The sequence below is a fragment of the Pseudomonas sp. 11/12A genome (assembly GCF_000800055.1).
Lineage (GTDB): Bacteria > Pseudomonadota > Gammaproteobacteria > Pseudomonadales > Pseudomonadaceae > Aquipseudomonas > Aquipseudomonas mohnii.
Window position 1 is genome coordinate 5,518,704 of the sequence record NZ_JUGV01000001.1, and the last position, 25,046, is coordinate 5,543,749.

Here is a 25,046-nt window from a genome sequence, read left to right on the forward strand (position 1 = left end):
TGCTATTACGTAGGTCAGCGTAACAGCCGAAAAAGCACGGAGCTTATGACCAGCAACACTGCGGCGGGCAATGCCCAACTGGATACCTCGCGCACCCCGCCCCAGATACGGGTCACAGGGGACTGGACGCTCGCCCATTACGCCGACCTCAAATTGCTGAGCGAAAAGCTCGAAGGTCGATACGACGACAGCACCCGCATCGACCTCAACGGCCTCGGTGCCCTCGATACGGCAGGTGCCTCGCTGTTGGTTGAACTGTTGGGCTCCGAGCGCCTGGGCCGCTCAGCCGAACACCCCGATTGCACCATTTCTTCTGCCGACCGCGCGTTGTTGCAGACGGTCTACCGCTCGCTGACGGATTTCTGTGTGCCGATCAAGGAACCGGAAGTCAGCGTCGGCGTTCAACTCCTGGCTCGCATCGGCCGTGCGGTGGATGCGGTCTGGCAAGACACCCTGCAGTTGCTCGGCTTCGTCGGCCTGATTCTGGAAACCATCGCCCGTAACCTGTTTCGCCCCAAGCGCTGGCGCATCACGCCGATGGTGGCGCACATCGAGCAGACCGGCCTCGACGCGGCGCCCATCGTGGCCCTGCTGACGTTTCTGGTAGGCGCCGTGGTGGCGTTTCTCGGGGCGACGGTGCTGGCCAAATTCGGCGCCACGGTGTTCACCGTGGACCTGGTGGCGTTTTCTTTTCTGCGCGAGTTCGCTGTGTTGCTCACCGCGATTCTGATGGCCGGGCGCACCGCCAGTGCGTTCACCGCGCAGATCGGCTCGATGAAGGCTAACGAAGAAATCGACGCGATTCGCACGCTGGGCCTCGATCCCATGGAGTTGCTGGTGGTGCCGAGGGTCCTGGCGCTGCTGGTCTCGCTGCCGATGCTGACCTTTCTGGCGATGCTGTCGGGGATTGTCGGCGGTGGTGTGGTCTGCGCGGTGACGCTGGATATTTCGCCGGCGATGTTTTTATCGCTTTTGCAATCGGACATCGGTGTTCAGCACTTTTTGGTGGGGATCGTCAAAGCGCCGATCTTTGCGTTCCTGATCGCCGCCATTGGTTGCCTGGAAGGCTTCAAGGTCAGCGGCAGCGCCGAGTCTGTCGGCGCGCACACCACATCGAGCGTGGTGCAATCGATCTTCGTGGTGATCGTGCTCGACGCCGTGGCTGCGCTGTTTTTCATGGAGATGAGCTGGTGAGCCGTTTACCCCGAGCGCCTGCCGAGGCGGTGATCGAAGTCCGTGGGCTGTGCAATCGCTTCGGCAGTCAGAGCGTGCACGAGAACCTCGATCTGGATTTGTACAAGGGCGAAATCCTTGCCGTCGTCGGCGGCTCCGGCAGCGGCAAGTCGGTGCTGTTGCGCAGCATTGTCGGTTTGCGCCAGCCCAGCGAAGGCATCGTGAAGGTCTTTGGCAAGAACCTGCCGACCCTGCCCGAGCACGAGCGCTCGATGATCGAACGGCGTTTCGGCGTGCTGTTCCAGAAAGGCGCGTTGTTCTCTTCGCTGACGGTGACCGAGAACGTCGCCCTGCCCCTGATCGAACACGCCGGCCTGAGCCGCAATGATGCCGAGCACCTGGCGGCGGTGAAACTGGCGTTGGCCGGGTTGCCGCTGTCGGCGGCGGACAAATACCCCGCCTCCCTGTCCGGCGGCATGATCAAGCGTGCGGCGCTGGCGCGGGCCTTGGCGCTGGACCCGGACATCCTGTTTCTCGACGAGCCTACCGCCGGCCTCGATCCGATTGGCGCCGCAGCCTTCGATCAACTGATCCTGACCCTGCGCGATGCCTTGGGCCTGAGCGTGTTCCTGGTGACTCACGACCTCGACACGCTCTACACCATCACTGACCGGGTCGCGGTGCTGGCGCAGAAGAAGGTGCTGGTGGCGGACGCCATCGACAAGGTTTCGGAAACCGACGACGCGTGGATTCACGAATACTTCCATGGCCCTCGCGGCCGCGCGGCGTTGAGTGCCGCTAAACAGTTCAACGAGGTCTGACATGGAAACCCGAGCCCATCATGTATTGATCGGCCTGTTCACCGTGATTGTGGTGACGGGCGCCCTGCTCTTCGGCCTGTGGCTGGCCAAGTCCAGCGTCGACACCGAGTTCAAGGATTACGAAGTGGTGTTCAACGAGGCGGTCAGCGGCCTATCCAAGGGCAGTTCCGTGCAGTACAGCGGGATCAAGGTCGGCGACGTGGTGTCGCTGCGACTGGACCCGAAAGACCCGCGCCGGGTGCTGGCGCGGATTCGCCTGGGTGGCGACACCCCGATCAAGGAAGATACCCAGGCCAAACTGGCGCTGACCGGTGTTACCGGGACGTCGATCATCCAGCTCAGTGGCGGCACGCCGCAAAGCCCGGCGTTAAGGGGCAAGGACGGCAAATTGCCGACCATCATCGCAGCGCCCTCGCCCATCGCCCGTTTGCTGAACGACAGCAATGACCTGATGTCCGGGGTGAACACGCTGATGCACAACGCCAATCAGATGTTTTCCGAAGAAAACATCGAGCGCATCAGCAAGACCCTGGAGCATCTGGAACAAACCACCGGCACCATTGCCGATCAGCGCGGCGACCTGGGTCAGGCGATCAAGCAACTGGCATCGGTCGGCAAGCAAGCCAGCACCATGATGGAGCAGACGTCGGCGCTGATGCGCAACGCCAATGGCTTGCTCAATGATCAGGGCAAGCAGATGTTCGGCAGCGCCGAGCAGGCGATGAAGTCGCTGGAACAGAGCAGCGCGACCATCAACAAACTGCTGGCCACCAATCAGGACTCGCTCAATAGCGGCATGCAGGGCCTCAATGGCCTGGCCCCGGCGGTACGGGAGTTGCGTGAAACCCTGAGCTCGCTGCGCGCCATCTCCCAGCGTCTGGAGGCCAACCCCAGCGGCTACCTGCTGGGCAGTGACAAGAACAAGGAATTTACCCCATGAAGCTGACCCGTCTTGCCCTCCTCGCCAGCTTCACGCTGATCAGTTCGTGCTCGATCCTGCCCAAGTCCGAACCGTTCGATGTCTATCGATTGCCGTCCGCCCAAAGCGCAGCCACCAGCAGTCATGGGGCGCCGCAGCGCTGGTCGTTGCGCCTGAACAAACCCCAGGCCAGCGAAGCGTTGAACAGCCCGAACATTGCGGTGATCCCCCAGGGCAATGTGATCATCAGCTACAAGGCTTCGCGCTGGAGCGATCCGGCGCCGGTGCTGTTGCGTAATCGTCTGCTCGACGGGTTTCAGCGTGATGGCCGCGTGACGCTGCTGAGCACCGACGACAGCAATTTCCAGGCAGACCTGGAGCTGGGCGGCAGTCTGCAGGCATTTCAGACCGAGTATCAGGGCACCAGCGCCAGCGTGGTGGTGCGCCTCGATGCCTTGCTGGTGCGTGGCGCCGACCAGCGAATCCTCGCCAGTAAACGCTTTGAAGTGCGCCAGCCGCTGAGCGATGTGAAGGTACCGGCGGTAGTGACCGGGTTCGGTCAGGCGACCGATCAACTGACGGCGCAAGTGGTAGGTTGGGCGGTTGAGCAAGGGCAGAAACTCGCGCCGCCAGCGCGACTTTGAAGTCTACACAGACCCTTTGTAGGAGCGAGCCTGCTCGCGATGATCGTGAACGATGACGCTGGGCAGCAGACACCCCTCGGTGCTCTCGGGTTGATCGCGAGCAGGCTCGCTCCTACGGGGGGCTCCGTTACCCGAAGAACCAGTAGCAAACCCCGATGGCGCCCAGCACCCCCGCCAGTTCCGCCAGCAATGCACACCCCACCGCATGCCGCGCGCGCTGGATGCCGACCGAGCCGAAGTACACCGCCAGCACGTAGAACGTCGTTTCAGTACTGCCCTGAACCGTCGCCGCGACCAGCGCCGGGAAGCTGTCCACGCCGGAGGTCTTCATGGTTTCGATCAGCATCGCCCGGGCGGCGCTGCCAGAGAACGGCTTGACCATCGCGGTCGGCAGCGCATCGACAAAACGGGTGTCGAAGCCCGCCCATTGCACCAGATGACGAATTCCGTCGAGACCGAAATCCAGGGCTCCGGATGCGCGCAAAACTCCGACGGCACACAGCATCGCCACCAGATACGGCAGCAGGTTTTTCGCCACGTCGAAGCCTTCTTTCGCGCCTTCGACGAATGCCTCGTAAACCTTCACTTTGCGCAGTGCGCCAATCACCAGAAACACCATGATCAGCCCGAACAGCGTCAGGTTGCCGAGGATCGACGACAGACCGGCCAATGCAGTGGCCGATAGCGTCGCCAGCAGCGCCATGAAGCCACCGAGGGCGAGGGCGCCGGGGATCAGATAGGCCAGCACCACCGGGTCCCAGATACGCAGGCGTTGCATGAACGCCACGGACAGAAAGCCGACGATGGTCGAGCAACTGGTGGCCAACAGAATCGGCAGGAACACCAGCGTCGGGTCGGGCGCGCCTTGCTGGGCGCGGTACATGAAGATCGTCACCGGCAGCAGGGTCAGGGAAGAGGCGTTGAGCACCAGGAACAGGATCTGCGCATTACTGGCGACCGTTGCGCTGGGGTTGAGCTCTTGCAGGGCTTTCATGGCCTTGAGGCCGATTGGGGTGGCGGCATTGTCCAGGCCCAGGCCGTTGGCGGCGAAGTTGAGGGTGATAAGGCCGATGGCGGGGTGGCCGGGCGGGACTTCCGGCATCAAGCGCAGAAACAGCGGGCCAAGGGCCCTGGCCAGCCATTCGACGATCCCGGCTTTTTCGGCGATTCGCAGAAAGCCCAGCCAGAGGGTCAGCGTGCCGAACAGCAAGACCATGACTTCGACCGATAACTTGGCCATGGCGAATATGCTTTCTACCATCGCCGCGAAAATCCCGGCGTTACCGCCGATCAACCACTGCGCCAGCGCCGACACGGCTGCCACGATGAAGAAGCCAAGCCAAAGGCCGTTTAGCATCAGTTAAATCCCCCAAAAGATGCGCGAATGATAGCGGGGTGGCCAGAAACGACAAACCCCGGAATTCTCCGGGGTTTGTTTAATACGGCATGCGCGGACCCCTGTAGGAACGAGCCTGCTCGCGATGAACGACAACGATGACGCGGGCATTCTGGATGAGCGCGGTGCTCCTGTTGCCATCGCGAGCAATCGAGTGTCGACCGACTGCTCTTACAGGGGGCCTGCGTTAGTGACGGGAAATCTCGCCAGCCGGCAGCTTTTCTTTGCTGCGCCAGTGCGGCAGGGAATTCCAGTAGCGCTGGCCCTTGGCGTCGTCGTACATGCCTTCCCAGCGAGAGATGACCAGCACGGCCAGGGCGTTGCCGATCACGTTCAGGGCAGTACGGGCCATGTCCATGACGCGGTCGACACCGGCGATGAACGCCAGGCCTTCCAGTGGAATACCCACACTGCCCAGGGTAGCCAGCAGCACCACGAAGGACACACCCGGTACACCGGCGATGCCTTTGGAGGTCACCATCAGGGTCAGGACCAGCAGCAGTTGCTGACTGATCGACAGGTCGATGCCGTACAGCTGGGCAATGAAGATAGCCGCGATGCTCTGGTACAGGGTCGAACCGTCAAGGTTGAAGGAGTAACCGGTTGGCACCACGAAGCTGCAAATGGCCTTCGGTGCGCCGTAGGCTTCCATCTTCTCGATGACGCGTGGCAGCACGGTTTCGGAGGAGGCGGTGGAGTAGGCCAGTACCAGTTCGTCCTTGAAGATGCGCATCAGCTTGATCACGGAGAAGCCGAACAGGCGAGCGATCAGGCCCAGCACCACGAAGGCGAAGAAGGCGATGGCGACGTAAACCAGGATCACCAGCTTGGCCAGTGGCAGCAGCGAGGCGAAACCGAAGTTGGCCACGGTCACCGCGATCAGTGCGAAAACGCCGATCGGGGCGTAGTTCATGATCATGTGAGTGACCTTGAACATGCTTTCCGATACGCCCTGGAACATCTTCACCAGCGGTTCGCGCAGGTCCGGTTGCAGGCTCGACAGACCAAGACCGAACAGCACGGAGAAGAAGATGATCGGCAGCATTTCGCCGCGGGCCATGGCCGCGAAGATGTTCGACGGGATCAGGTTGAGGATGGTTTCGATGAACGCGTGTTCATGCTGAACCTCGGCCGCGGTCGCCTGGTACTTGGAGATGTCCACGGTACCCAGGGTGCTCATGTCGATGCCCGAGCCCGGATGGAACAGGTTGGCCAACAGCAGGCCGACCACAATGGCGATGGTGGTGACGATTTCGAAGTAGATGATGGTCTTCAGGCCGATGCGCCCGAGTTTCTTCGCGTCGCCGACGCCTGCGATGCCGACGATCAACGAGGAGATCACGATCGGGATCACAATCATCTTGATCAGACGGATAAAGATATCGCCTGCCGGTTGCAGGACGTTGCTGACCCACCAGGCTTTCTCGGCACTGAAATGGTTGAGCAGTGCACCGATTGCTATCCCCAATACCAGACCGATGAGGATCTGCCAGGCGAGGCTAAGCTTTGCCTTCTTCATATCTTTACCCTTACTTCAGTTTGACTCGAGCGAATGCATGGACCGGGTCGCTTGTGGCGAAAAAGTCTGTGCATCCGCCCCCGTATAAGGAGCCCCGGAGCGCTTGTTAATGGCTCTCTGGCAGGCGAAAAAAGGCGCAACTATTCCGATGCAAGGAAGCGACGTCTAATGCCGTAAACGCCTACCCTATGCCGAATCGGCATGAGGTTTTTTAACTGAAACCCGCGTCCCAATCGGTTCGAATGTGACATTTCGGCAGGCATAAGTGCCGTGAACCGGCCATCACAGCGCAGATTGATTATTTATTGAACAATAGAATAGACGATAAATTTCGGGAAAATCCCACGAGGTTCAGGGAAAACTGACAGCCGAATAATGGCCATTTTTCTCGATATACGGTCAGTCGCGAGCAACCGGGAAAGGTACTTGAGGGGATGAGAGGGGGATTTTCCGCGGGAGGGGGCTAAACAATTGCGTCGCTCTGGCTCGACGTTGTGAGCGTGCAAGCTCTCCGCAAGTCCGTCGAGCCATGCTTGACCGGCGAACTTGCGTCGCAGCTTTTACCTGACCCGGCCCTTGCGCAGGCACTCCATGTGCCCGTAGGTCACTCCGCCCCTGAAACAGGCAGAACGTCCCGACCCCTTGGTCATGCGCCGACCTTCCTCAGGTGGGCGCAGTGGAAGAGGCATTTAGCCCCTTTCATGTTTCAAATTCGGTATCGATGCCTCAATACCAACGCGATTTTTTCAGTTGGCATTCCATTGCCCGTTGACCCGCGTCTGCCCGCCATTGGCAGCCATGGCGATGGCGCAGCCGCCCAGTAGCAGGGCGGCTGCCAGTGTCTTTAACCCAACGTTCATGCTTAGCCTCGACCGCGACGGCCAAAGAAGAAGGAAGCAATGAACATCACCAGGAACACGACAAAGAGAATCTTGGCGATACCCGTGGCGGTGCCCGCGATACCACCGAAGCCCAGTACGGCAGCGACAATGGCAATGATCAAGAATGTGATTGCCCAGCTCAACATGGTGATTCTCCTTACGCTTCTATTTAGAGGTGTTGCTCGTTACGGCGCGGCGATCGCGCCAAAGGTGTGAACCTAGAACACCCAGCGCTCCTGACGAGGCATCTCATCGTCTGGCCGAGCCTGATCGACATCCATCATTCGTATGGAAGTGTTGTCGCTCATGCCGCTGCTGGCGGCGCTGAAGTGAGTCTGTGTCGGATGTTGAAAGGAAACGCGCGACGCTTCCTGCTGTTGGTTCTGCTCCCAGCGCAGGAACTGTTGGCCTGCGATCAACGTGATCAGCAGCGCGAGCACGGCGAACAGACCTTGCTGCAGATGCAGTGGCGAGAAACGCAATTGGGCGGCACGTTGGCAATTCATCCTGAGGCTCCTCCCACGCTGGGGTCATTTCGTTGAGGGCGTTTGTTGTTGCCCTGCATTACTCAGGTTGTTGCAGCCTGCATGCCAGCTTTTTTATATGGGAAAATCGTTATAAATCAATCTATTAGGTAATTTGCGCAAAGGACTGCGGACGCATCCTGCACGATGGCCCTTTGCGCCGTCGTGCGTAATGCACGATCGATTTGACCGAGGTCGCATAATTTTTGAATTGAGCGTAGGGCGCAGGTGTCAGAAATGGACACAAGGCATCGTGTCAGGAGAGAGCTAACCTGCCATGGAAGGAATGCATCAGAATAAACCATGCAACTTGCCCGATTTTTCCGGGACTAACCAAGATCATTCGTTAAGGAGCGTAGGAAAATGGAATCCGCCACTGAGCACCAAGGTCGTATTCTTCTGGTGGATGATGAGTCTGCCATCCTGCGTACCTTTCGCTATTGCCTGGAAGACGAGGGCTATAGCGTGGCGACCGCCAACAGTGCTGCGCAGGCCGACGCGTTGTTGCAACGTCAGGTCTTCGACCTGTGCTTCCTTGATTTGCGTCTGGGAGAAGACAACGGTCTGGATGTGCTGGCGCAGATGCGGATTCAGGCGCCCTGGATGCGCGTGGTGATCGTCACCGCGCACTCGGCCGTGGACACTGCCGTGGATGCTATTCAGGCCGGTGCTGCCGATTATCTGGTCAAACCCTGCAGTCCCGATCAATTGCGCCTGGCAACTGCCAAACAGTTGGAAGTCCGGCAATTGTCGGCGCGTCTGGAAGCCCTGGAAGGCGAAGTGCGCAAGCCCAAGGACGGCCTGGATTCCCACAGTCCGGCGATGAAGGTGGTGCTCGAAACCGCCCGCCAGGTGGCGGTGACCGATGCCAATATTTTGATTCTCGGCGAATCCGGCACCGGTAAAGGCGAACTGTCCCAGGCGATTCACGGCTGGAGCAAGCGGGCGAAAAAATCCTGCATCACCATCAATTGTCCGTCGCTGACCGCCGAACTCATGGAAAGCGAGCTGTTCGGTCACAGCCGTGGCGCGTTCACCGGGGCCAGCGAAAGCACCTTGGGGCGTGTCAATCAGGCAGACGGCGGCACGCTGTTTCTTGATGAGATCGGCGATTTTCCCCTGATTTTGCAACCCAAGTTGCTGAGATTCATCCAGGACAAGGAATACGAGCGTGTCGGCGATCCGGTCACCCGCCGCGCCGATGTACGCATTCTCGCGGCCACCAACCAGAACCTCGAAGACATGGTCCGCGATGGCCGTTTCCGGGAAGACCTGCTCTATCGTCTGAACGTCATCACCTTGCACTTGCCACCGCTGCGCGAACGCAGAGAAGACATTTTGACCCTGGCCGACCGGTTCCTGGCGCGGTTCGTCAAGGAGTACGCGCGTCCGGCCCGGGGCTTCAGCGATGAGGCGCGTGAAGCGCTGTTGAGCTATCGCTGGCCGGGGAACATTCGCGAACTGCGAAACGTGGTGGAGCGAGCGAGCATTATCTGCCCGCAGGAGCTGGTCGAGATCGTTCACCTGGGGATGGCCGACACGCCAGTCAATAATGCGCCACGCATCGGCGCGGCGTTGAGCCTGGATGAATTGGAAAAGGCCCACATCGGAGCCGTCCTGGCCACTGCCGGCACGCTGGATCAAGCGGCGAAGACTTTGGGTATCGACGCTTCGACCCTGTACCGCAAACGCAAGCAGTACAACTTGTGAGCCGCCGATGAAACTGGCGATGAAGTTGCGGACCCGGCTGTTCCTGAGTATTTCCGCGCTCATCACCGTAGCGCTGCTCGGGCTGCTGCTCGGGCTGGTCAGCGTGATGCAAATGGCCGGGAGCCAGGAAGCCCTGGTGCGCAACAACTTCAGCACGCTGGACCTGGGCCTCAAATTGCGCCAGACCCTGGGCGATCAACTGATCATCATGCTCAGTGAAAACCATGACGCCGCAGCCTTTGAGGCTTCCAAGCAGCATTACCTCGAGCTTTTGGATCAAGGCATTGCCAAAGAGCCGTCGGTCGAAGGCAATGAGAACGGCTTCAGAAAAGCCAAGGCTGACTACTTGAGCTTCATCCAGGCGTATGAAGCGGCCGATGAACCGACGCATGTGCTAAGTGGCAACCAGGCGCTCACTGAAAAATTCAATGCGCTGCGAACGGGTTTGCTCAATGAGCACAAGCAGGCGCTGGATAACATCAGCGCGACGGAGCGTTCGTCCCGTGAGCGAGCGCTGCTGATCGCCGGGCTTCTGGGGTTGGTCGGTCTCGCGGTGCTGATCATTGGTTTCGTGACCGCTCATGCCATCGCCCGGCGTTTCGGGGAGCCCATCGAAGCTTTGGCGCAGGCGGCGGACAATATTGGCCAAGGCAAATTCGACGTCACGCTGCCGATTTCCTCGGCGGTGGAGTTGAACCAGTTGACCAAGCGTTTCGGGATCATGGCCGAGGCGCTGCGTGAACATCAGGCCACGAACGTCGATGAGTTGCTGGCGGGCCAGCAGCGGTTGCAAGCCGTGCTCGACAGCATCGATGACGGCTTGCTGATGATAGATCGTCAAGGGCGCCTGGAGCACCTCAACCCGGTAGCGCAACGTCAGCTGGGTTGGGACACCGATCGCCTCGGCCAAGGGCTGGGCACCGCCCTGGAGCGTCCCGAGCTCGATGAGCAGCTGCAACTGGTGCTGCGTGGCGGAACGCTGGAGCGGGCGCCGGAGGACTTGAGTGTCGAGGTCGATGGAGAGTCGCGCCTGCTGACCTATAGCCTGACGCCGGTCAGCCATACCCAGGGCCATATTCTCGGCGCGGTGATGGTGTTGCATGACGTCACCGAGCAGCGCGCTTTCGAGCGGGTACGCAGCGAGTTCGTGTTGCGCGCTTCCCATGAGTTGCGCACCCCGGTCACCGGCATGCACATGGCGTTCGGCCTGTTCCGCGAGCGCACGCATTTCCCCCCGGAATCCCGTGAGGCCGATCTGCTGGACACGGTGAACGAAGAGATGCAGCGCTTGATGCAGTTGATCAACGACCTGCTGAATTTTTCCCGTTACCAGAATGGCCTGCAGAAACTGACGCTCGCGCCCTGTTCCATCGAGGATCTGTTGGAGCAAGCGCAGTTACGATTTGCCGAGGGCGCCGAGCAGAAGGGCATTGAGTTGTTGGTGGAAATGCAGGGGCCATTGCCGCACTTGCAGGCCGACCAGCCGCAACTGGACCGTGTGCTCGATAACCTGATCGACAATGCGCTTCGCCACACCGCCCGTGGTGGGCTCATCCGTTTGCAGGCCCGGCGCCACGGCGAGCGGGTCATTATCAGTGTCGAAGATAATGGAGAAGGCATCGCCTACGGGCAGCAAGGGCGTATTTTCGAGCCCTTTGTGCAGGTGGGTCGCAAAAAAGGCGGAGCGGGGCTCGGCCTGGCGTTGTGCAAGGAAATCGTGCAGCTGCATGGTGGGCGGATGGGGGTTTATTCGCGGCCGGGGCAGGGCACTCAGTTCTATATGGCGCTGGCGGTGTAGCGGCTTTCAGGCCTCGTCATCCAGGCGTCGCTTGTTCACCCGGCGACCCCGAGTAATCAGTTCGATGAGTTGTACTGCACTCAGCGCATGGGCGAACAACCAGCCCTGGCCGAACTTCACGCCTTCACTGCTCAACAACGCGGCCTGGGATTCATGCTCGATGCCCTCGGCGATGACCTTCAAGTGCAGTGACTGAGCCATGTGGATGATGTGCGGGGCCACGCCGCTGCTCGCCGCGTCATGACCCAGTGCATCAATAAAGGCCTTGTCGATTTTCAGGCAATCCACGGGCAGGGTTTGCAGGTAGGCAAGGCTGCAATAGCCGGTGCCGAAGTCATCGATCAACACCTGATGCCCGACGTCCCGCAAGGCTTGCAGGTTTTCCCGCGCCACCTCGACATCGATCAGTCCGCGTTCTGTGACTTCGAAGGCAATTTGCTTGGCCGCGACCCGATGCAAGGTGAGCAGGCGTGCCATTACCTGGCCGATGCGCGGGATCATGACATCACACGCCGCCAGGTTGACCGAGATGTAGAGCTGCGGATTGGCCCGCAGCACTTGCCCGAGCTGCTCAAGCAGGCGTTGCAGGACGAAGTCGGTCATCTGCCGGATCTGGCCGGTATTCTCGGCCATGGGGATGAACAGGTCGGGACTGGTCAGGCTGCCGTCCGGCCTGCGCCAACGCAGCAAGGCCTCGGCCCCGACGCAGTTGCGACTGTCGAGATCGAAAATCGGCTGATACAACACTTGCAGCTCGCCGCGGCGAATGGCCCCCGTCAGTTCCGCATCCAGCGACTGTCGCTGGCGTACCAGCAGGAACACCAGGAAGCCGACAAAGGCAGCCAGCACCAGACTGACCGGTAACAACCACCACCACATCGGCGGTATATGGGTGCTCGTGCGGGGGCTGATCAGCACCAGTTGGAATTCCGGGTTGGCGGTGGGCATGCGGTAAATCAAACGATACTGCGTGACTTGCAGTGCGTCGCGGCTATTGAGTGGCCAAGGTTCGGTCAGCGACCAGACCTGTGAGTCACCCAACACCGGAATCGCCCTGGTGCCATGATCGAGAACCACCAACAAACTGCTGCCCGGTGACAGGTCGACCATGTCGGTCAAGTGGCCGCGAGACGTGGCCACACGAAAATTGCCACGGCCGAGCATCAGCGCCGCACGGTTTTCATCGGGTTCAGTGGTGGTGTTCAGCCAGTAACTGTAGGTGGGCCCCTTGATGTCCGGTGGCCGGGTCAGCGACAAACCTTCCTGGCGGGGGCGGTTCGAGCAGATCCGCTCCGCGTCCATATAGGCGGCTTCATACACAAAGCGGTAATTGAAGCTGACTTGCTGCAGGGTCGCGATCATCTCGTCATTGCAGGTTCGCAATGGCTGCGCTTCCAGGTCATCGAGGCTTTCGCGCAATTGCCCGAAAAGTTGCTCCAGGCGGGCGAGGAAACGTTCGCTTTGGGCATTCATTTCCTGACTTTCGTTTTGTTCGACCTGCTGGATGGCCACGAAGTAGCTGCCGGCCAACAGCAGTGAAGCACTTAAGACAGCAGCGAGCATCGCCAAGAACCAGGGGCGATAGAACCAGCTACGGAGCATGTCTCGAGCAGCAGTCATTTTGGAATATCCGACGGATTACCAATGAGTTATAGCTGCTGATTGAGAAAGTGCGTTGACCGCCGGGCGGGCGTCATTATTTCGTCTGATTAAGCACCTGAAGGAGGGCTGCCGTTTGCGCGTCCGGGGTTCCGTCGTAGCGTGACGGCCGGAAGTGCATTTGAAAGGCGGTGAGCACATGGCGGGTTGCCACGTCCAGTTCGCCGGTTTGCGGCGTGTCGTAACCGACGCGGGCCAGCTGTGTCTGAAACCAAGTGATGCTCGGCAACTGTGCCTCGAATATCGCTTGTTGCCTCGCGACGGCTTGCTCGTTCGGCCAAATGCCGATGCCTTCGCTCGCCAGGCGTTTCCAGGGAAACAGCGGCCCGGGATCGAGTTTGCGCAGCGGTGCGATGTCGCTGTGGCCGATGATGCTGCGAGGGCTGATGGCGTGGCGCTTGCTGATGTCCTTGAGCAGGACGATCAGCGACTGGACCTGGGCTTCGCTGTAGGGATACCAGAGACGTCCGGTCGGCGTGTCCTTGAACCCCGGATTGACGATTTCGATGCCGATGGAACTGGAGTTGAGCCAGGTCCGTCCTTGCCATTGGCTGTCCCCGGCGTGCCAGGCTCGCTGGTTTTCGTCCATCAGTTTGAAAATGGTCGCGTTCTTGTCGTCGCCAATCAGGTAGTGGCTACTGACTTCACCGTGGGTGAGCAGTTGCAGAGAGCGCTCCTGGGATGCATTGGTGTAATGCAGCACCACGAACTGAATGCGGCTGTCGTGGTTGGCGGAGGGGTGGCTGGTGTCGAAGCGGGGGCCGCTGGCGCAGCCGGCCAGCAGAATCAGCGACACGATAAGAGCGAAATATTTCATGGTCGAGGGCAATAAACGCAAGACAGTAATGCAACAGTGTAACGTACTGCCTTGCGTGCGGACGCCAATCGCGCAGTTTTAAACAAAATGGAACAATTGCCCGTCAGCCCAGTTCCACCCGGTTTCGTCCTGCATTTTTTGCCCGGTATAGCGCCTGATCGGCTCTCTTAAGCACCAGGTCGCTATGTTCCCCAGGCTTGAACGCCGTCAGGCCCATGGAAATAGTGATCGTCACCCGCTCACCCTTGAAGTGGAAAGGGCAGGCTTCAATGGATGCGCGCAGGTATTCCAGCAGCTTCATGCCGGCCGCCGGCACGGTGGAGGGCATCAACAGGACAAACTCTTCGCCGCCGAAGCGTGCAATGAAATCCGTGCCACGCAGGCGTTTGCGCAGCACGCTGGCGATGAGTTTCAGCACTTTGTCGCCCGCCAGGTGACCGTAGTTATCGTTAATGCGCTTGAAGTGATCGAGGTCGAGCATCGCCAGCATCAGCGTGTTGCCGTGTTGCTGCCACTCGCTGATTTCGTGGTCCAGGCGTTCGCTCCAGGCGGCGCGGTTGGGCAGGCCGGTCAGCGGGTCGATCAAGGCTTTCTGGCGTTGCTCTTCGAGGTGTTCGCGAAAGCCCAGGGCCTCCTGCTCCATGAGGGCCACCCGTTCGGCCAGGCTTTTCAGGCGGCCCGCCACCTCCTGCTCACGCTCGTCGCGTTGCTTGCGGTGCTGGTCCATGGTGCCCAGCAGACCTTCGAGCTGGTTCTCCAGTACTTGCTTGAGGTCATCCAGGTCTGCCGCTTCATGCATGCTGTTCTGCAAGCCGTCGACTTGTTCGCGGATCTGCGTGTCCATGGCTTGCGCGGCAGACCGGCTGTCGGCATGACCGTCGCTGGCAGCCTGCAGATTGCTCTGGAACGATTCGAGTCGTTCATTGAGTCGTTGCAGGTAAGTCTCGAATTCGTGCTGACCGCTGTCGGAGATCGCCAGCATCAAGGTGGCGAGATCGTCGAGGATCGGTAGCAATTCGTACCAGTTCAAACCATTTTTCAGGCGGTCACGCATCGACTCGGCTTGCGGGCGGTGACGTTCAGGTAGCGTCAGGTCGTCGAGCAGGCCCAACAAGGTGTCTTCGATGTGTTTGGCGACCGAGCTGTACGACGGCTCGGGCGAGTCCGGCAGGGCATAGAGTACGTCGTCCTCGGATTGCTCCGGATCGATGGCCGCCAGTGCCTGGGCCATGGGCGTCGGGAGTGGCAGGGTGTCGAGAAACACCACCGGGGTCAGTTCGTCAGGGTTAGTCCCCGGCTCAGTCTGCGCCACTGGCACGACGGAGAAGGATTCCGCTTCCCTGGGTGCCTCTGAAGCAGGTGGGGCCGTTATCTCGATGGGCGAGTCGGGCTTTTGTCGAGGTTCCGGGGCTGGCGGAACTACTGCGAGTACGGCTGACGATTCTGTCGTTTGCGATGAAGTTTCGATGGCCGGTGGGGTGGAAACCGCTTCGGGAGAAACCGGAAGCGCCTTCGGCGGTTCGTCGAGGGCAGGTGCGAGATCCACAGGTACTGAGGGGGCCGCGGCAGCCGGTGCGGAAACGGCTTCGGCGGACGGCGCGATGGGGGCCTGTTCCAAGGCGACGGCCGCTTCCTCGGTTTCGCGGTGACCGAACAGCCGCTGCAACAGCCCCGGTCGATCGGGTTCTGTCGAGCTATCCAGCTGACTCAGGGCCTTGCCTTGCAGACCGCTGAGCTCACTCAGGAGCAAAGGGATCTCGCGGGCCTGGCTGACCCGACTGTCCAGTTGTTTGGCGAAATTCTTCAGTGGTCGCCGGACTTCTCTGGGCAGCGGCAATTTTTGCAGTTGAGTGACCAGGGCGGTCAGTGCGGCGCTGGTCTGGTTGACACGTGTCTCCCGGCGCTGCTCGGAGTCGAGCACGGCTTTTTCCAGGCGCGGGAGCAGAGCGGCCAGGCCGGCGTCCATGTCGTCGGAGCGCACCACTTCGCGCATTTCCTTCATGCACTGGTCGACGGCGCGGTCGGTGCCTTCCGCCGCCAGGGTGCTGCGTACCAGGCCGCGGCGCAGCAAGTCGAGGCGTGCGTCCCAGCGACGTTCGAGCTTTTCCTGTTGTTCGATGCTTTTGAGGTATTTCTCTTTCCAGCGCTGTGTTTCGTCGCTCATTCAAGGGATCCGCGAGGGGCAGGACTCAACGCGGGCAATGCATCGGCCGTGAGCGAACCCGGCAGACGAATCTCTACCGCGACCGGCAGGTGATCGGAAATGGGCTGGGCCAGCACTTCGACCTTTTCAAGGGTCAGGGTCGGGCTCAACAGAATATGGTCCAGACAGCGCTGCGGACGCCAGCTGGGGAAGGTCGCTTCCAGTTGCGGGGCCAGCAGGCCGAGATCACGCAATGGCGAGTTTTGCAGCAAGTCGCTGGCATGGGTGTTCATGTCGCCCATCAGTACCTGGTGCTTGTAATCGCCAATCAGATCACGGATATAGGCCAGTTGCAGGCTGCGGGCGCGGGCGCCCAGTGCCAGGTGCATCATGACCACCACCAAGGCCTCCGGGCCCTCGCCGAAGCGCACCAGAATCGCCCCGCGGCCTTTCGGCCCCGGCAGCGGATGATCTTCAATCGCCCACGGACGCAGGCGGCTCAGCACGCCGTTGCTGTGCTGAGCGAGACGCCCGAGATTTCGATTGAGTTGTTGATACCAGTAGGGGAAGGCACCGAGGTGGGCCAAGTGTTCGACTTGATTGATGTAGCCTGAACGCAGGCTGCCGCCATCGGCTTCCTGCAAGGCGACCAGGTCGAAGTCGCCGAGCAGATTGCCGATTTTCTGCAGATTGTCGGCACGCCCGGGGTGCGGCAACAGATGTTGCCAGCCTCGGGTCAGGTAGTGCCGATAGCGCTCGGTGCTGATGCCGACCTGAATGTTGAAGCTGAGCAAGCGAAGACGGCTGTCCGCCGGCAAGCCCGTAGACTCCAGATGGTGTTCGTTGACCTGCGGATCATGCAGGCCAACGACGCGTTCGGTTCCCCAGCGGCGCATGCTCAGTACCGCGCTTAGTTGGCAGCAGCCTTATTGGCGGCTCGCTCTTTGTCGACCAGTTTGTCGGCCAGTTGCAGAGCCTGTTCGGCACCACCGGCAGAACCCACGTCAAAGCGATACTTGCCGTTGACGATCAGGGTTGGCACGCCGGTGATTTCATATTTCTTGGCCAGTTCGCGGGCCTGGACGATCTTGCCCTTGATGGCGAAGGAGTCGAAGGTGGCCAGGAACTTGTCCTTGTCTACGCCCTGGGTGGCCAGGAAGTCCGCCATGTCATTCTTGTCGGTCAGCTTTTTGTGTTCTTTCTGGATGGCATTGAACACCGCAGCGTGCACCTTGTGCTCGACGCCCATGGCTTCAAGGGTCAGGAACATTTGGCCGTGGGCGTCCCATGGGCCACCGAACATGGCCGGGATACGTACGAAATTCACGTCGGACGGCAGTTTTTCGACCCACGGATTGATCACTGGCTCGAAGGCGTAGCAATGCGGGCAGCCGTACCAGAACAGCTCCACCACTTCGATCTTGCCAGGCACGGCAACCGGAACCGGATTAGTCAGTTCGACATAAGGGGTAACGGGGGCTTCGGCGGCCTGGGCAGTCATGCCGAACAGGCTGGCAGCGACGAGTGCGGCGCTGATGATCAGATTACGCATGCTTTACTCCTGGACAAATTTATCGCCACGCGCGACCTGTTTTCAGACAGGTTCTGGCGGGCTTGAGTTCTGTAGTGTAACGGCAGCGGCCACAAAAAAGGGCGGCCAAAGCCACCCTTTTTATACTTGCTGCGACGGATTAATCGAGCGTTAACGTGGCAGGCGATAGACGCCCTGCGCAACGCCCGATTCGCCGGTCTTAGTGCAGGCCCTGAATGTAGCTGGACACCGCTTCGATGTCTTTGTTGCTGAGCTTCGCGGCAATACTGCGCATGACCATGGTGTCGCCGTCGTTCGTACGGTTACCTTCACGGAAGTCAGTCAGTTGCTTGGTCACGTATTGAGCATGCTGACCGCCCAGGTGCGGGAAGCCGGCTGCCGCGTTACCCGCGCCATTAGGCGAGTGGCACCCGGTGCACGCGGGCATGCCCTGATCCACTTTGCCGCCACGGAACAAATCCTGACCGCGAGCCACAAGTTTCTCATCGGCGGCACCGACACTGCCTTTCTGGCTGGAGAAATAGGCAGCGATATCGGCCAGGTCCTGATCGCTCAGGTTGGTCAGCAGGCCCGTCATTTCCAGAACCGTGCGCTTGCCCGACTTGATGTCGTGCAGTTGCTTGGTCAGGTAGCGTTCGCCCTGGCCGGCCAGCTTCGGAAAGTTAGGCGCCATGCTGTTGCCATCCGGGCCATGACAGGCACCACATACGGCGGCTTTTGCCTGGCCTGCAGTGGCGTCACCAGGTTTTACTGGCTCACCTGCAGCATGGGCAATGCCGGAGATCCCCACGGTCAACAGCAGACTCACGATCAATTTGTTCATCAGCTAATCCAACTACGGCTAAGGGTTAAAGAGTTATGGACCGGGATCACTCGCTCATCCAATGGATGATGGCCTGGTAATCCTCGGCACTGCAGTCCATGCACAAACCACGCGGCGGCATCGCCTTGAAACCCTGGGTCACGTGTTGCACCAGCGTCTCCATACCTTTCGCCAACCTCGGCGTCCAAGCTGCCTGATCGCCCTTGCGGGGCGCCATGGGTAGTTGGCCGGAATGACAGGCACCACAAACACGGTTGTACACAGCTTCCGGATCCTGTGTAGCCTGAGCGCTGTAAAGCGGCATCAAGACACCGGCAACTAGCAGCCATTTCGTCATAAAACGACCTTTTCAGGGTTGAGAGCGTGTTGCGTTCTAATGCGCAATCAAGGTCTATCGCTCTCATGAACTTCATCCTACGCTGGGACAAAGCGCACACAAAATCTGCGGCATTATATACTGGCGTCAGTGAAACGGAAGCGACACCGCTTGCCGCGCCCATTCCAGGCGCCGCCCACATCGGAAATCCCATGCAACTCAAGAACCCCATCCTCGGTCTGTGCCAACAGTCCACCTTCATGCTCAGCGCCGCCAAAGTCGACCAATGTCCGGATGACGAAGGCTTTGAAGTGGCCTTCGCCGGTCGTTCCAACGCCGGCAAGTCCAGTGCGCTTAACACCCTGACTCACGCGAGCCTGGCGCGAACCTCGAAAACGCCGGGTCGCACACAGTTGTTGAACTTCTTCAAGCTAGACGATGAACGCCGTCTGGTCGACCTGCCAGGCTACGGATACGCAAAAGTACCCATTCCGCTCAAGCAGCACTGGCAGCGTCACCTGGAAGCGTATCTGGGCAGCCGCGAAAGCCTGAAGGGGCTGATTCTGATGATGGATATCCGTCATCCAATGACCGACTTCGACCTGCTGATGCTCGATTGGGCCGTCGCCAGCGGCATGCCCATGCATATCCTGCTGACCAAAGCGGACAAGCTCACTTACGGTGCCGCCAAGAACACGCTACTCAAAGTGCAGTCGGAGATCCGCAAGGGTTGGGGCGATGCCGTGACCATTCAGCTTTTTTCGGCGCCAAAACGCATGGGCCTGGAAGACGCCTACACTGTACTGGCGGACTGGATGGAGCTGGCGGACAAGGGCGCCGAAGCGGCCGAGTAAAAGCTGCAGGCAAAAAAAACCCCGGACTTCTATGGGGAGGGGGAAGGTCCGGGGTTCAAGTTCTAGACCGCTAGGGCGGGGTCCAGATATCTGCCAACACTTAACACAACATAGGAGCATCGAAGGGCTTCACCAGCCATTCAGTAACTCTGAGTGGTGTTTTGGCCGATTAGTTCAGATTTTTTTCGAATGCCTTTGGAATAACCCTAAGTGCCTTCCGGAATAATCACCCTTCGCGTGCTCTGCTGCGGCACTTCGCCGCAGCAGGAGAGCAGTGTCTCGTCAGAAGGCTCAGTGAGCCTCATCCCAGTTGTTGCCCACGCCCACTTCCACCAGCAATGGAACGTCCAGCTTCGCCGCGCCACTCATGTGCAGGCGAATTTCCTCGCTGACCTGTTCGACCAGGTCTTCACGCACCTCAAGCACCAGTTCATCGTGCACTTGCAGGATGACTTTGGCATCGAGGCCGGATGTGGCCAGCCAGTTATCCACCGCGACCATGGCTTTCTTGATGATGTCCGCTGCCGTGCCTTGCATCGGTGCGTTGATCGCTGTGCGTTCAGCGGCGGCGCGTTCCTGCGGCTTGTTGGAGTTGATCTCTGGCAGGTATAGCCGCCGCCCGAAGAACGTCTCCACATACCCTTGATCCGCCGCCTGGGCGCGGGTGCGGTCCATGTATTGGCGAACGCCGGGGTAACGGGCGAAGTAAGTATCGATGTAGGCCTTGGCGGTCTTGGTGTCCACGCCAATGTCCTTGCCGAGCTTTTGCGCGCCCATGCCGTAGATCAGGCCGAAGTTGATCGCCTTGGCGCTGCGGCGCTGGTCGGAAGTGACGTCGGCCAGTTCGACCTTGAACACTTCGGCGGCGGTCGCGGTGTGCACGTCCAGATTGTGACGGAAGGCGTTCATCAAGCCTTCATCGCGGGACAGGTGAGCCATGATCCGCAACTCGATCTGCGAGTAGTCCGCCGCCAGCAACTTGTAACCGGCCGGGGCCACGAAAGCCTGGCGGATGCGACGCCCCTCAGCGGTGCGCACCGGAATGTTCTGCAGGTTCGGATCGCTGGAGGACAGGCGTCCAGTGGACGCCACCGCCTGATGGTAAGACGTATGGATGCGCCCGGTACGCGGGTTGATTTGCTCCGGTAGGCGATCGGTATAGGTGCTTTTCAGCTTGCTCATGGAACGGTATTCCATCAGCACTTTCGGCAGGCGATAGTCGTCCTCGGCCAGTTTGGCCAGTACTTCCTCGGCGGTGGATGGCTGGCCCTTGGCGGTCTTCTTCAGCACCGGCAGACCGAGCTTCTCGTAGAGGATGGTCCCCAGCTGCTTGGGCGAACCGAGGTTGAACTCTTCGCCGGCGATCTCAAAGGCTTCGCGCTCCAGCGCTACCATCTTGTCGCCCAGTTCGATGCTTTGCACGCCCAGCAGGGCGGCATCGACAAAAGCCCCTTGGCGTTCGATGCGCGCCAGCACCGGCACCAACGGGATTTCGATGTCGGTCAGCACGCTGGCCAGGCTCGGGATAGCGGTGAGTTTCTCGAACAGCGCCTGGTGCAGGCGCAAAGTGATGTCGGCGTCCTCGGCAGCGTAAGGCCCGGCCTGCTCGAGGGCAATCTGGTCGAACGTCAGCTGCTTGGCACCTTTACCGGCGATGTCCTGGAAACTCACGGTGGTGTGATCCAGGTACTTCAGCGCCAGGCTGTCCATGTCATGGCGGGTCGCCGTGGAGTTGAGCACGTAGGACTCAAGCATGGTGTCGAAGGCGACGCCGCGAACGGTGATGCCGTTGGCCTGATCGCCACCGATGGCGCAGTTGGCCAGGATATTCATGTCGAACTTGGCGTGTTGGCCGACCTTGAGTTTGTTCGGGTCTTCCAGAATCGGCTTGAGGGCGCGCAGGACTGTGTCGCGGTCCAGTTGCTCGGGCACGCCGATGTAGGAGTGGGTCAGTGGGATGTAGGCCGCTTCGTTGGCCTGCACGGCGAACGACAGGCCCACCAGTTGCGCCTGTTGCGCATCGACGCCGGTGGTTTCGGTGTCGAAGGCGAACAGTTTGGCGTTGTGCAGTTTCTCTAGCCACACGTCGAACCGTGCTTGATCAAGAACGGTTTCGTACCGGGTTTCGGAGGTGACCGCTGGCGCTTCGGCGTTGGCGGCGCTGAACAGATCGGCGAGCGGCTCTGGCTCGGCGGCAGCGCTCAGTTCGATACGCTTGGCGTCGCGTTGCAGATCGTTCAACCAGCTCTTGAACTCCAGCAGGCTGTAGAGCTCGTAAAGTTTTTCCGGATCTTCGGCACCCATTTGCAGGTCGTCGAGGCCGATATCCAGCGGCACGTCGACCTTGATGGTCGCCAGTTGATAGGACAGGAACGCCATTTCCTTGTGCTCTTCGAGCTTGGCCGGCAGGGTCTTGGCGCCCCGGATCGGCAGGGTCGGTACGATATCGAGCTGCGCGTAGAGCTCGGTCAACCCGCCATTGACCCCGACCAGCAGGCCGGAAGCGGTCTTCGGACCGATGCCCGGAACTCCCGGAATGTTGTCGGAAGAATCGCCCATGAGCGCCAGATAATCGATGATCTGCTCGGGAGCGACGCCGAATTTCTCCTTCACGCCCTCCACGTCCATGCTGCTACCGGTCATGGTGTTGACCAAGGTAATGTGGCCGTCGACCAGTTGCGCCATGTCCTTGTCGCCGGTGGAGATGATCACCGGACGGTTGGCGGCTGCGCTGCTGCGGGCCAGCGTGCCAATCACGTCATCGGCTTCGACGCCATCAACGCACAGGAGCGGGAAGCCCAGAGCGATCACGCTCTGGTGCAGCGGCTCGATCTGCACACGCATGTCGTCGGGCATGCTCGGACGGTTGGCCTTGTATTCGGCGTACAGGTCATCGCGAAATGTCCCGCCCTTGGCATCGAACACCACGGCGAACGGACTGTCCGGGTATTGCTTGCGCAGGCTCTTGAGCATGTTCAGTACGCCCTTGACCGCACCGGTCGGCAGGCCTTTGGACGTGGTCAGTGGCGGCAGCGCGTGAAAGGCGCGGTACAGGTAAGAAGAACCGTCCACCAGGACGAGGGGAGCTTGGCTCATGAGCAGGATCAACCTTTTCGGCGGGTCCGGCGCTAGAATAGCGGGACCGTTGACGACAAAGGGACAAGGTTATCATGTGCACACTCAATCGCCTGTTGCTGGCTGGCTTGTTTGCGATCGCTCCATTAGCCGCCATGGCGGCGGACAATGCGCCTTCCGCAGATCCGGAAGTAACCATTCGCACGGAAGGCGATAAAACCATTCAGGAATATCGGCAGAATGGTTTCTTGTATGCCATCAAGGTCACGCCGAAGTTGGGTAAGCCGTACTTTCTTGTGCGTGCCGATGGCACCGATGCAAACTACATCCGCTCGGATCAGCCGGATATGCTGATTCCGGCGTGGAAGATCTTTGAGTGGAAATAGTTTCTTAATTTCAATTGGCGCTGGCCCACTGGCGGCGCCCGTACTGGCAGTTTAAACATGTCTGTGTTCACTCCCCTGGCTCGGCCCGAGCTGGAAGCTTTTCTCGCCCCTTATGGCCTCGGCCGCCTGCTTGATTTCCAGGGGATTGCCGCCGGTAGCGAAAACACCAATTTCTTTATCAGCCTGGAGCAGGGCGAATTCGTCCTGACCCTGGTCGAGCGTGGCCCGGTCCAGGAGATGCCGTTCTTCATCGAGCTGCTCGACGTGCTGCACGAAGCCGATTTGCCGGTGCCTTACGCCTTGCGCACCACCGACGGTGTTGCCCTGCGCGAACTGGCCGGCAAGCCAGCGCTGTTGCAACCGCGCCTGGCCGGCAAGCACATCAAGGAAGCCAATGCGCAACATTGCGCGCAAGTCGGCGAGCTGCTCGGTCACCTGCACTTGGCGACCCAAGCCAACATGATCAAGCGCAAAACTGATCGCGGCCTCGACTGGATGCTGGAAGAGGGTACGCAGTTCCTGTCGCACCTGAATGCCGAGCAGAAAGACCTGCTGCAACGGGCACTGGAAGAAATCACCCGGCAAAAAGAGAAAATTCTGGCGCTGCCGCGAGCCAACATCCACGCCGATCTGTTCCGCGATAACGCGATGTTCGAAGGTACGCACCTGACCGGATTGATCGACTTCTACAACGCCTGTTCGGGGCCGATGCTCTACGACGTGGCGATTGCCTTGAATGACTGGTGTTCGGACGAAGAGGGGTTGATCGATGGGCCACGCGCCCGGGCTTTGTTGGGGGCTTATGCGGCCCTGCGGCCATTCACTGCTGCCGAAGCCGAGCTATGGCCGACCATGCTGCGGGTGGCTTGCGTGCGCTTCTGGCTGTCACGCCTGATCGCGGCGGAGTCGTTCGCCGGGCAGGACGTGTTGATTCATGATCCGATGGAGTTTCAGTTGCGGTTGGCGCAGCGCCAGAAGGTCAGTACGCCGCTGCCTTTCGCTCTTTGATGGGTAGTGAGGGGGTAAGCCCCCTCACCACTGGTTTCGCGTCACTTATAGCGACTCCAGGCAGCCTGCCAGGTCATTGCCCAATTTTTCCATTACCTGCTCATACCCCTGGGCAGTCGCGGGCGTGTATCCGCCCAGCGCATCCAGTTCCGCCAGTTTCACCGGCAGCCCGGCCACCAGGGTTTCCGCCAGGCGCGGACGCAGCGGCGGTTCGCTGAACACACAGGTCTTGCCCACTTCCTGCAGCCGCGCGCGCATCGCCGCGACATGCTGGGCGCCGGGCTGCACTTCGGCTGCAACACTGAAAACTCCGGTGTGCTTGAGCCCATAAGCGTCCTCGAAGTAATCGAAGGCTTCGTGGAACACGAAGTAAGGTTTGCCTTCAATGCCGGCCAGACGTTTCTTCAGGCGCAGATCCAGCGCATCGAGACGTTCATCGAACGCCTTGAGATTGCTTTGATAGCGCGCAGCGTTGGCGGGATCGGCGGCACTGAGGTCAGCCGCCATTTTCGCCGCGATGACACGGGCGTTGATCGGCGATAGCCACAAATGTGCGTCCAGGCTGCCGGGTCGGTGATCGTGATCATGCTCGTCGGCATCTTCGGCATGCGAGTGGCTATCTTCGGCGAAACGGCGCAGCTTCATGCCCGGCAGATCCTGAACGGCGACGCTCGGCAGCGTACGACCGTTCAGCACGCGTGGCAGGAAACCTTCCATGTCCGGGCCGATCCAGTACAGCAGATCCACCGATTGCACTTTTCGTACGTCGGAAGGGCGCAAGGCATAGTTATGCGGTGAGGCTCCTGGCGGCAGCAGTACTTCCGGAATCGCCACGCCGTCCTGCACCGCAGTGGCAATCAATTGCAGCGGCTTGATGCTGGTGAGGACTTTGACTTCGGCGTGGGCCGAACCGATCAGCAGAAAACTGGCGATAAATGCGACAAAAACAGAAAAAAGTCGGGACACGATGACCACTCGAAGAGGCGAGAACGGGTAACATAATAACGTCTCTCACCATACGCGTCGCC

22 protein-coding genes and 1 pseudogene are annotated in these 25,046 nt (G+C 60.0%); 9 read left to right on the forward strand and 14 right to left on the reverse strand.

Annotated elements, in window-relative coordinates; all coding sequences use genetic code 11:
• The first annotated feature begins 45 nt into the window (after positions 1-45).
• Genes GQ39_RS25355 through GQ39_RS25370 form a run of 4 tightly spaced genes read left to right on the forward strand, consistent with a single transcriptional unit; the run spans position 46 to position 3,557 of the window.
• Positions 46-1,194, forward strand: a complete 1,149-nt coding sequence (locus GQ39_RS25355; protein ID WP_047535742.1) for an ABC transporter permease — start codon at positions 46-48, stop codon at positions 1,192-1,194.
• On the forward strand, positions 1,191-1,994 hold the full coding sequence (locus GQ39_RS25360; protein WP_047535743.1) for an ABC transporter ATP-binding protein: 804 nt from the start codon (positions 1,191-1,193) through the stop codon (positions 1,992-1,994). Before GQ39_RS25355 ends, GQ39_RS25360 begins: the two co-directional genes overlap by 4 nt.
• A gap of 1 nt (position 1,995) precedes the next feature.
• Positions 1,996-2,934 carry an MlaD family protein gene (locus GQ39_RS25365; RefSeq protein WP_047535745.1) on the forward strand — a complete coding sequence of 313 codons (939 nt, stop codon included), beginning with the start codon at positions 1,996-1,998 and terminating at the stop codon, positions 2,932-2,934.
• Positions 2,931-3,557 (forward strand): ABC-type transport auxiliary lipoprotein family protein, encoded by a 627-nt coding sequence (locus GQ39_RS25370; protein ID WP_047535747.1) that lies wholly within the window; start codon positions 2,931-2,933, stop codon positions 3,555-3,557. The genes GQ39_RS25365 and GQ39_RS25370 overlap by 4 nt, the downstream gene beginning before the upstream one ends.
• Positions 3,558-3,684: 127 nt before the next feature.
• On the opposite strand, the gene GQ39_RS25375 is transcribed toward GQ39_RS25370, so the two are convergent.
• The 5 genes and pseudogenes from GQ39_RS25375 to GQ39_RS25390 all read right to left on the reverse strand — a co-directional run bounded on the left by GQ39_RS25375 (position 3,685) and on the right by GQ39_RS25390 (position 7,859).
• Positions 3,685-4,914, reverse strand: a complete 1,230-nt coding sequence (locus tag GQ39_RS25375; RefSeq protein ID WP_047535748.1) for a nucleoside recognition domain-containing protein — start codon at positions 4,912-4,914, stop codon at positions 3,685-3,687.
• Between the two features lie 226 nt (positions 4,915-5,140).
• The gene (gltP, locus tag GQ39_RS25380; RefSeq protein ID WP_047535749.1) at positions 5,141-6,472 is read right to left on the reverse strand and encodes a glutamate/aspartate:proton symporter GltP; all 1,332 of its coding nucleotides are present in this window, start codon (positions 6,470-6,472) and stop codon (positions 5,141-5,143) included.
• A 767-nt stretch (positions 6,473-7,239) separates the two neighbouring features.
• Positions 7,240-7,332: pseudogene (locus tag GQ39_RS33885) on the reverse strand (inhibitor of vertebrate lysozyme family protein); the annotation flags it as partial.
• 2 nt (positions 7,333-7,334) lie between these two features.
• Positions 7,335-7,499 (reverse strand): DUF1328 domain-containing protein, encoded by a 165-nt coding sequence (locus GQ39_RS31920; RefSeq protein WP_003170804.1) that lies wholly within the window; start codon positions 7,497-7,499, stop codon positions 7,335-7,337.
• Between the two features lie 72 nt (positions 7,500-7,571).
• A complete protein-coding gene (locus GQ39_RS25390; protein ID WP_047535784.1) occupies positions 7,572-7,859 on the reverse strand; it encodes a hypothetical protein in 288 nt (95 codons plus the stop codon).
• A 381-nt stretch (positions 7,860-8,240) separates the two neighbouring features.
• Between GQ39_RS25390 and algB the strand changes: the two genes are divergently transcribed.
• Both algB and GQ39_RS25400 read left to right on the forward strand, forming a co-directional pair.
• A complete protein-coding gene (algB, locus tag GQ39_RS25395) occupies positions 8,241-9,587 on the forward strand; it encodes a sigma-54-dependent response regulator transcription factor AlgB (protein ID WP_047535787.1) in 1,347 nt (448 codons plus the stop codon).
• A gap of 7 nt (positions 9,588-9,594) precedes the next feature.
• Positions 9,595-11,385, forward strand: coding sequence for a KinB sensor domain-containing domain (locus GQ39_RS25400; RefSeq protein WP_047535790.1), 1,791 nt, complete (start codon positions 9,595-9,597; stop codon positions 11,383-11,385).
• Between the two features lie 6 nt (positions 11,386-11,391).
• Here GQ39_RS25400 and GQ39_RS25405 read toward each other — a convergent pair whose 3' ends face one another.
• The 7 genes from GQ39_RS25405 to GQ39_RS25435 all read right to left on the reverse strand — a co-directional run bounded on the left by GQ39_RS25405 (position 11,392) and on the right by GQ39_RS25435 (position 18,716).
• Complete coding sequence (locus GQ39_RS25405) at positions 11,392-13,005, reverse strand: EAL domain-containing protein (protein WP_047535792.1); 1,614 nt, start codon at positions 13,003-13,005, stop codon at positions 11,392-11,394.
• Between the two features lie 76 nt (positions 13,006-13,081).
• Entirely contained in the window at positions 13,082-13,861 is a 780-nt protein-coding gene (locus tag GQ39_RS25410) for an N-acetylmuramoyl-L-alanine amidase (protein ID WP_047535794.1), read from the reverse strand.
• A 103-nt stretch (positions 13,862-13,964) separates the two neighbouring features.
• A complete protein-coding gene (locus GQ39_RS25415) occupies positions 13,965-16,025 on the reverse strand; it encodes a diguanylate cyclase (RefSeq protein ID WP_047535797.1) in 2,061 nt (686 codons plus the stop codon).
• Entirely contained in the window at positions 16,022-16,900 is an 879-nt protein-coding gene (locus GQ39_RS25420) for an endonuclease/exonuclease/phosphatase family protein (RefSeq protein WP_047535800.1), read from the reverse strand. The genes GQ39_RS25415 and GQ39_RS25420 overlap by 4 nt, the downstream gene beginning before the upstream one ends.
• A 14-nt stretch (positions 16,901-16,914) precedes the next feature.
• Complete coding sequence (gene dsbA, locus GQ39_RS25425; protein ID WP_047535801.1) at positions 16,915-17,556, reverse strand: thiol:disulfide interchange protein DsbA; 642 nt, start codon at positions 17,554-17,556, stop codon at positions 16,915-16,917.
• A gap of 199 nt (positions 17,557-17,755) precedes the next feature.
• Positions 17,756-18,379, reverse strand: coding sequence for a c-type cytochrome (locus GQ39_RS25430; RefSeq protein ID WP_047535802.1), 624 nt, complete (start codon positions 18,377-18,379; stop codon positions 17,756-17,758).
• A gap of 46 nt (positions 18,380-18,425) precedes the next feature.
• Positions 18,426-18,716, reverse strand: a complete 291-nt coding sequence (locus tag GQ39_RS25435; protein WP_047535803.1) for a c-type cytochrome — start codon at positions 18,714-18,716, stop codon at positions 18,426-18,428.
• Between the two features lie 191 nt (positions 18,717-18,907).
• Between GQ39_RS25435 and yihA the strand changes: the two genes are divergently transcribed.
• Positions 18,908-19,549, forward strand: coding sequence for a ribosome biogenesis GTP-binding protein YihA/YsxC (gene yihA, locus GQ39_RS25440; protein ID WP_047535804.1), 642 nt, complete (start codon positions 18,908-18,910; stop codon positions 19,547-19,549).
• A gap of 291 nt (positions 19,550-19,840) precedes the next feature.
• Here yihA and polA read toward each other — a convergent pair whose 3' ends face one another.
• Positions 19,841-22,645, reverse strand: a complete 2,805-nt coding sequence (gene polA / locus GQ39_RS25445) for a DNA polymerase I (protein WP_047535806.1) — start codon at positions 22,643-22,645, stop codon at positions 19,841-19,843.
• Positions 22,646-22,719: 74 nt separating this feature from the next.
• Here polA and GQ39_RS25450 point away from each other — a divergent pair, with 74 nt between their 5' ends.
• Complete coding sequence (locus GQ39_RS25450) at positions 22,720-23,010, forward strand: DUF2782 domain-containing protein (RefSeq protein ID WP_047535807.1); 291 nt, start codon at positions 22,720-22,722, stop codon at positions 23,008-23,010.
• Positions 23,011-23,067: 57 nt separating this feature from the next.
• Positions 23,068-24,018: a homoserine kinase gene (locus GQ39_RS25455; RefSeq protein WP_047535808.1), complete on the forward strand. Its 951-nt coding sequence runs from the start codon at positions 23,068-23,070 to the stop codon at positions 24,016-24,018.
• Between the two features lie 45 nt (positions 24,019-24,063).
• Here GQ39_RS25455 and GQ39_RS25460 read toward each other — a convergent pair whose 3' ends face one another.
• Positions 24,064-24,984 carry a zinc ABC transporter substrate-binding protein gene (locus tag GQ39_RS25460; protein WP_177329338.1) on the reverse strand — a complete coding sequence of 307 codons (921 nt, stop codon included), beginning with the start codon at positions 24,982-24,984 and terminating at the stop codon, positions 24,064-24,066.
• Between the last annotated feature and the right edge of the window lie 62 nt (positions 24,985-25,046).

What these genes read in the sequence shown, in the direction of transcription:
- GQ39_RS25355 (WP_047535742.1), top strand. Translation starts at nt 46, where the DNA reads ATGACCAGCAACACTGCGGCGGGCAATGCCCAACTGGATACCTCGCGC.
- GQ39_RS25365 (WP_047535745.1), top strand. Translation starts at nt 1,996, where the DNA reads ATGGAAACCCGAGCCCATCATGTATTGATCGGCCTGTTCACCGTGATT.
- GQ39_RS25370 (WP_047535747.1), top strand. Translation starts at nt 2,931, where the DNA reads ATGAAGCTGACCCGTCTTGCCCTCCTCGCCAGCTTCACGCTGATCAGT.
- GQ39_RS25375 (WP_047535748.1), bottom strand. Translation starts at nt 4,914, where the DNA reads ATGCTAAACGGCCTTTGGCTTGGCTTCTTCATCGTGGCAGCCGTGTCG.
- gltP (WP_047535749.1), bottom strand. Translation starts at nt 6,472, where the DNA reads ATGAAGAAGGCAAAGCTTAGCCTCGCCTGGCAGATCCTCATCGGTCTG.
- GQ39_RS31920 (WP_003170804.1), bottom strand. Translation starts at nt 7,499, where the DNA reads ATGTTGAGCTGGGCAATCACATTCTTGATCATTGCCATTGTCGCTGCC.
- GQ39_RS25390 (WP_047535784.1), bottom strand. Translation starts at nt 7,859, where the DNA reads ATGAATTGCCAACGTGCCGCCCAATTGCGTTTCTCGCCACTGCATCTG.
- algB (WP_047535787.1), top strand. Translation starts at nt 8,241, where the DNA reads ATGGAATCCGCCACTGAGCACCAAGGTCGTATTCTTCTGGTGGATGAT.
- GQ39_RS25400 (WP_047535790.1), top strand. Translation starts at nt 9,595, where the DNA reads ATGAAACTGGCGATGAAGTTGCGGACCCGGCTGTTCCTGAGTATTTCC.
- GQ39_RS25405 (WP_047535792.1), bottom strand. Translation starts at nt 13,005, where the DNA reads ATGACTGCTGCTCGAGACATGCTCCGTAGCTGGTTCTATCGCCCCTGG.
- GQ39_RS25410 (WP_047535794.1), bottom strand. Translation starts at nt 13,861, where the DNA reads ATGAAATATTTCGCTCTTATCGTGTCGCTGATTCTGCTGGCCGGCTGC.
- GQ39_RS25415 (WP_047535797.1), bottom strand. Translation starts at nt 16,025, where the DNA reads ATGAGCGACGAAACACAGCGCTGGAAAGAGAAATACCTCAAAAGCATC.
- GQ39_RS25420 (WP_047535800.1), bottom strand. Translation starts at nt 16,900, where the DNA reads ATGCGCCGCTGGGGAACCGAACGCGTCGTTGGCCTGCATGATCCGCAG.
- dsbA (WP_047535801.1), bottom strand. Translation starts at nt 17,556, where the DNA reads ATGCGTAATCTGATCATCAGCGCCGCACTCGTCGCTGCCAGCCTGTTC.
- GQ39_RS25430 (WP_047535802.1), bottom strand. Translation starts at nt 18,379, where the DNA reads ATGAACAAATTGATCGTGAGTCTGCTGTTGACCGTGGGGATCTCCGGC.
- GQ39_RS25435 (WP_047535803.1), bottom strand. Translation starts at nt 18,716, where the DNA reads ATGACGAAATGGCTGCTAGTTGCCGGTGTCTTGATGCCGCTTTACAGC.
- yihA (WP_047535804.1), top strand. Translation starts at nt 18,908, where the DNA reads ATGCAACTCAAGAACCCCATCCTCGGTCTGTGCCAACAGTCCACCTTC.
- polA (WP_047535806.1), bottom strand. Translation starts at nt 22,645, where the DNA reads ATGAGCCAAGCTCCCCTCGTCCTGGTGGACGGTTCTTCTTACCTGTAC.
- GQ39_RS25450 (WP_047535807.1), top strand. Translation starts at nt 22,720, where the DNA reads ATGTGCACACTCAATCGCCTGTTGCTGGCTGGCTTGTTTGCGATCGCT.
- GQ39_RS25455 (WP_047535808.1), top strand. Translation starts at nt 23,068, where the DNA reads ATGTCTGTGTTCACTCCCCTGGCTCGGCCCGAGCTGGAAGCTTTTCTC.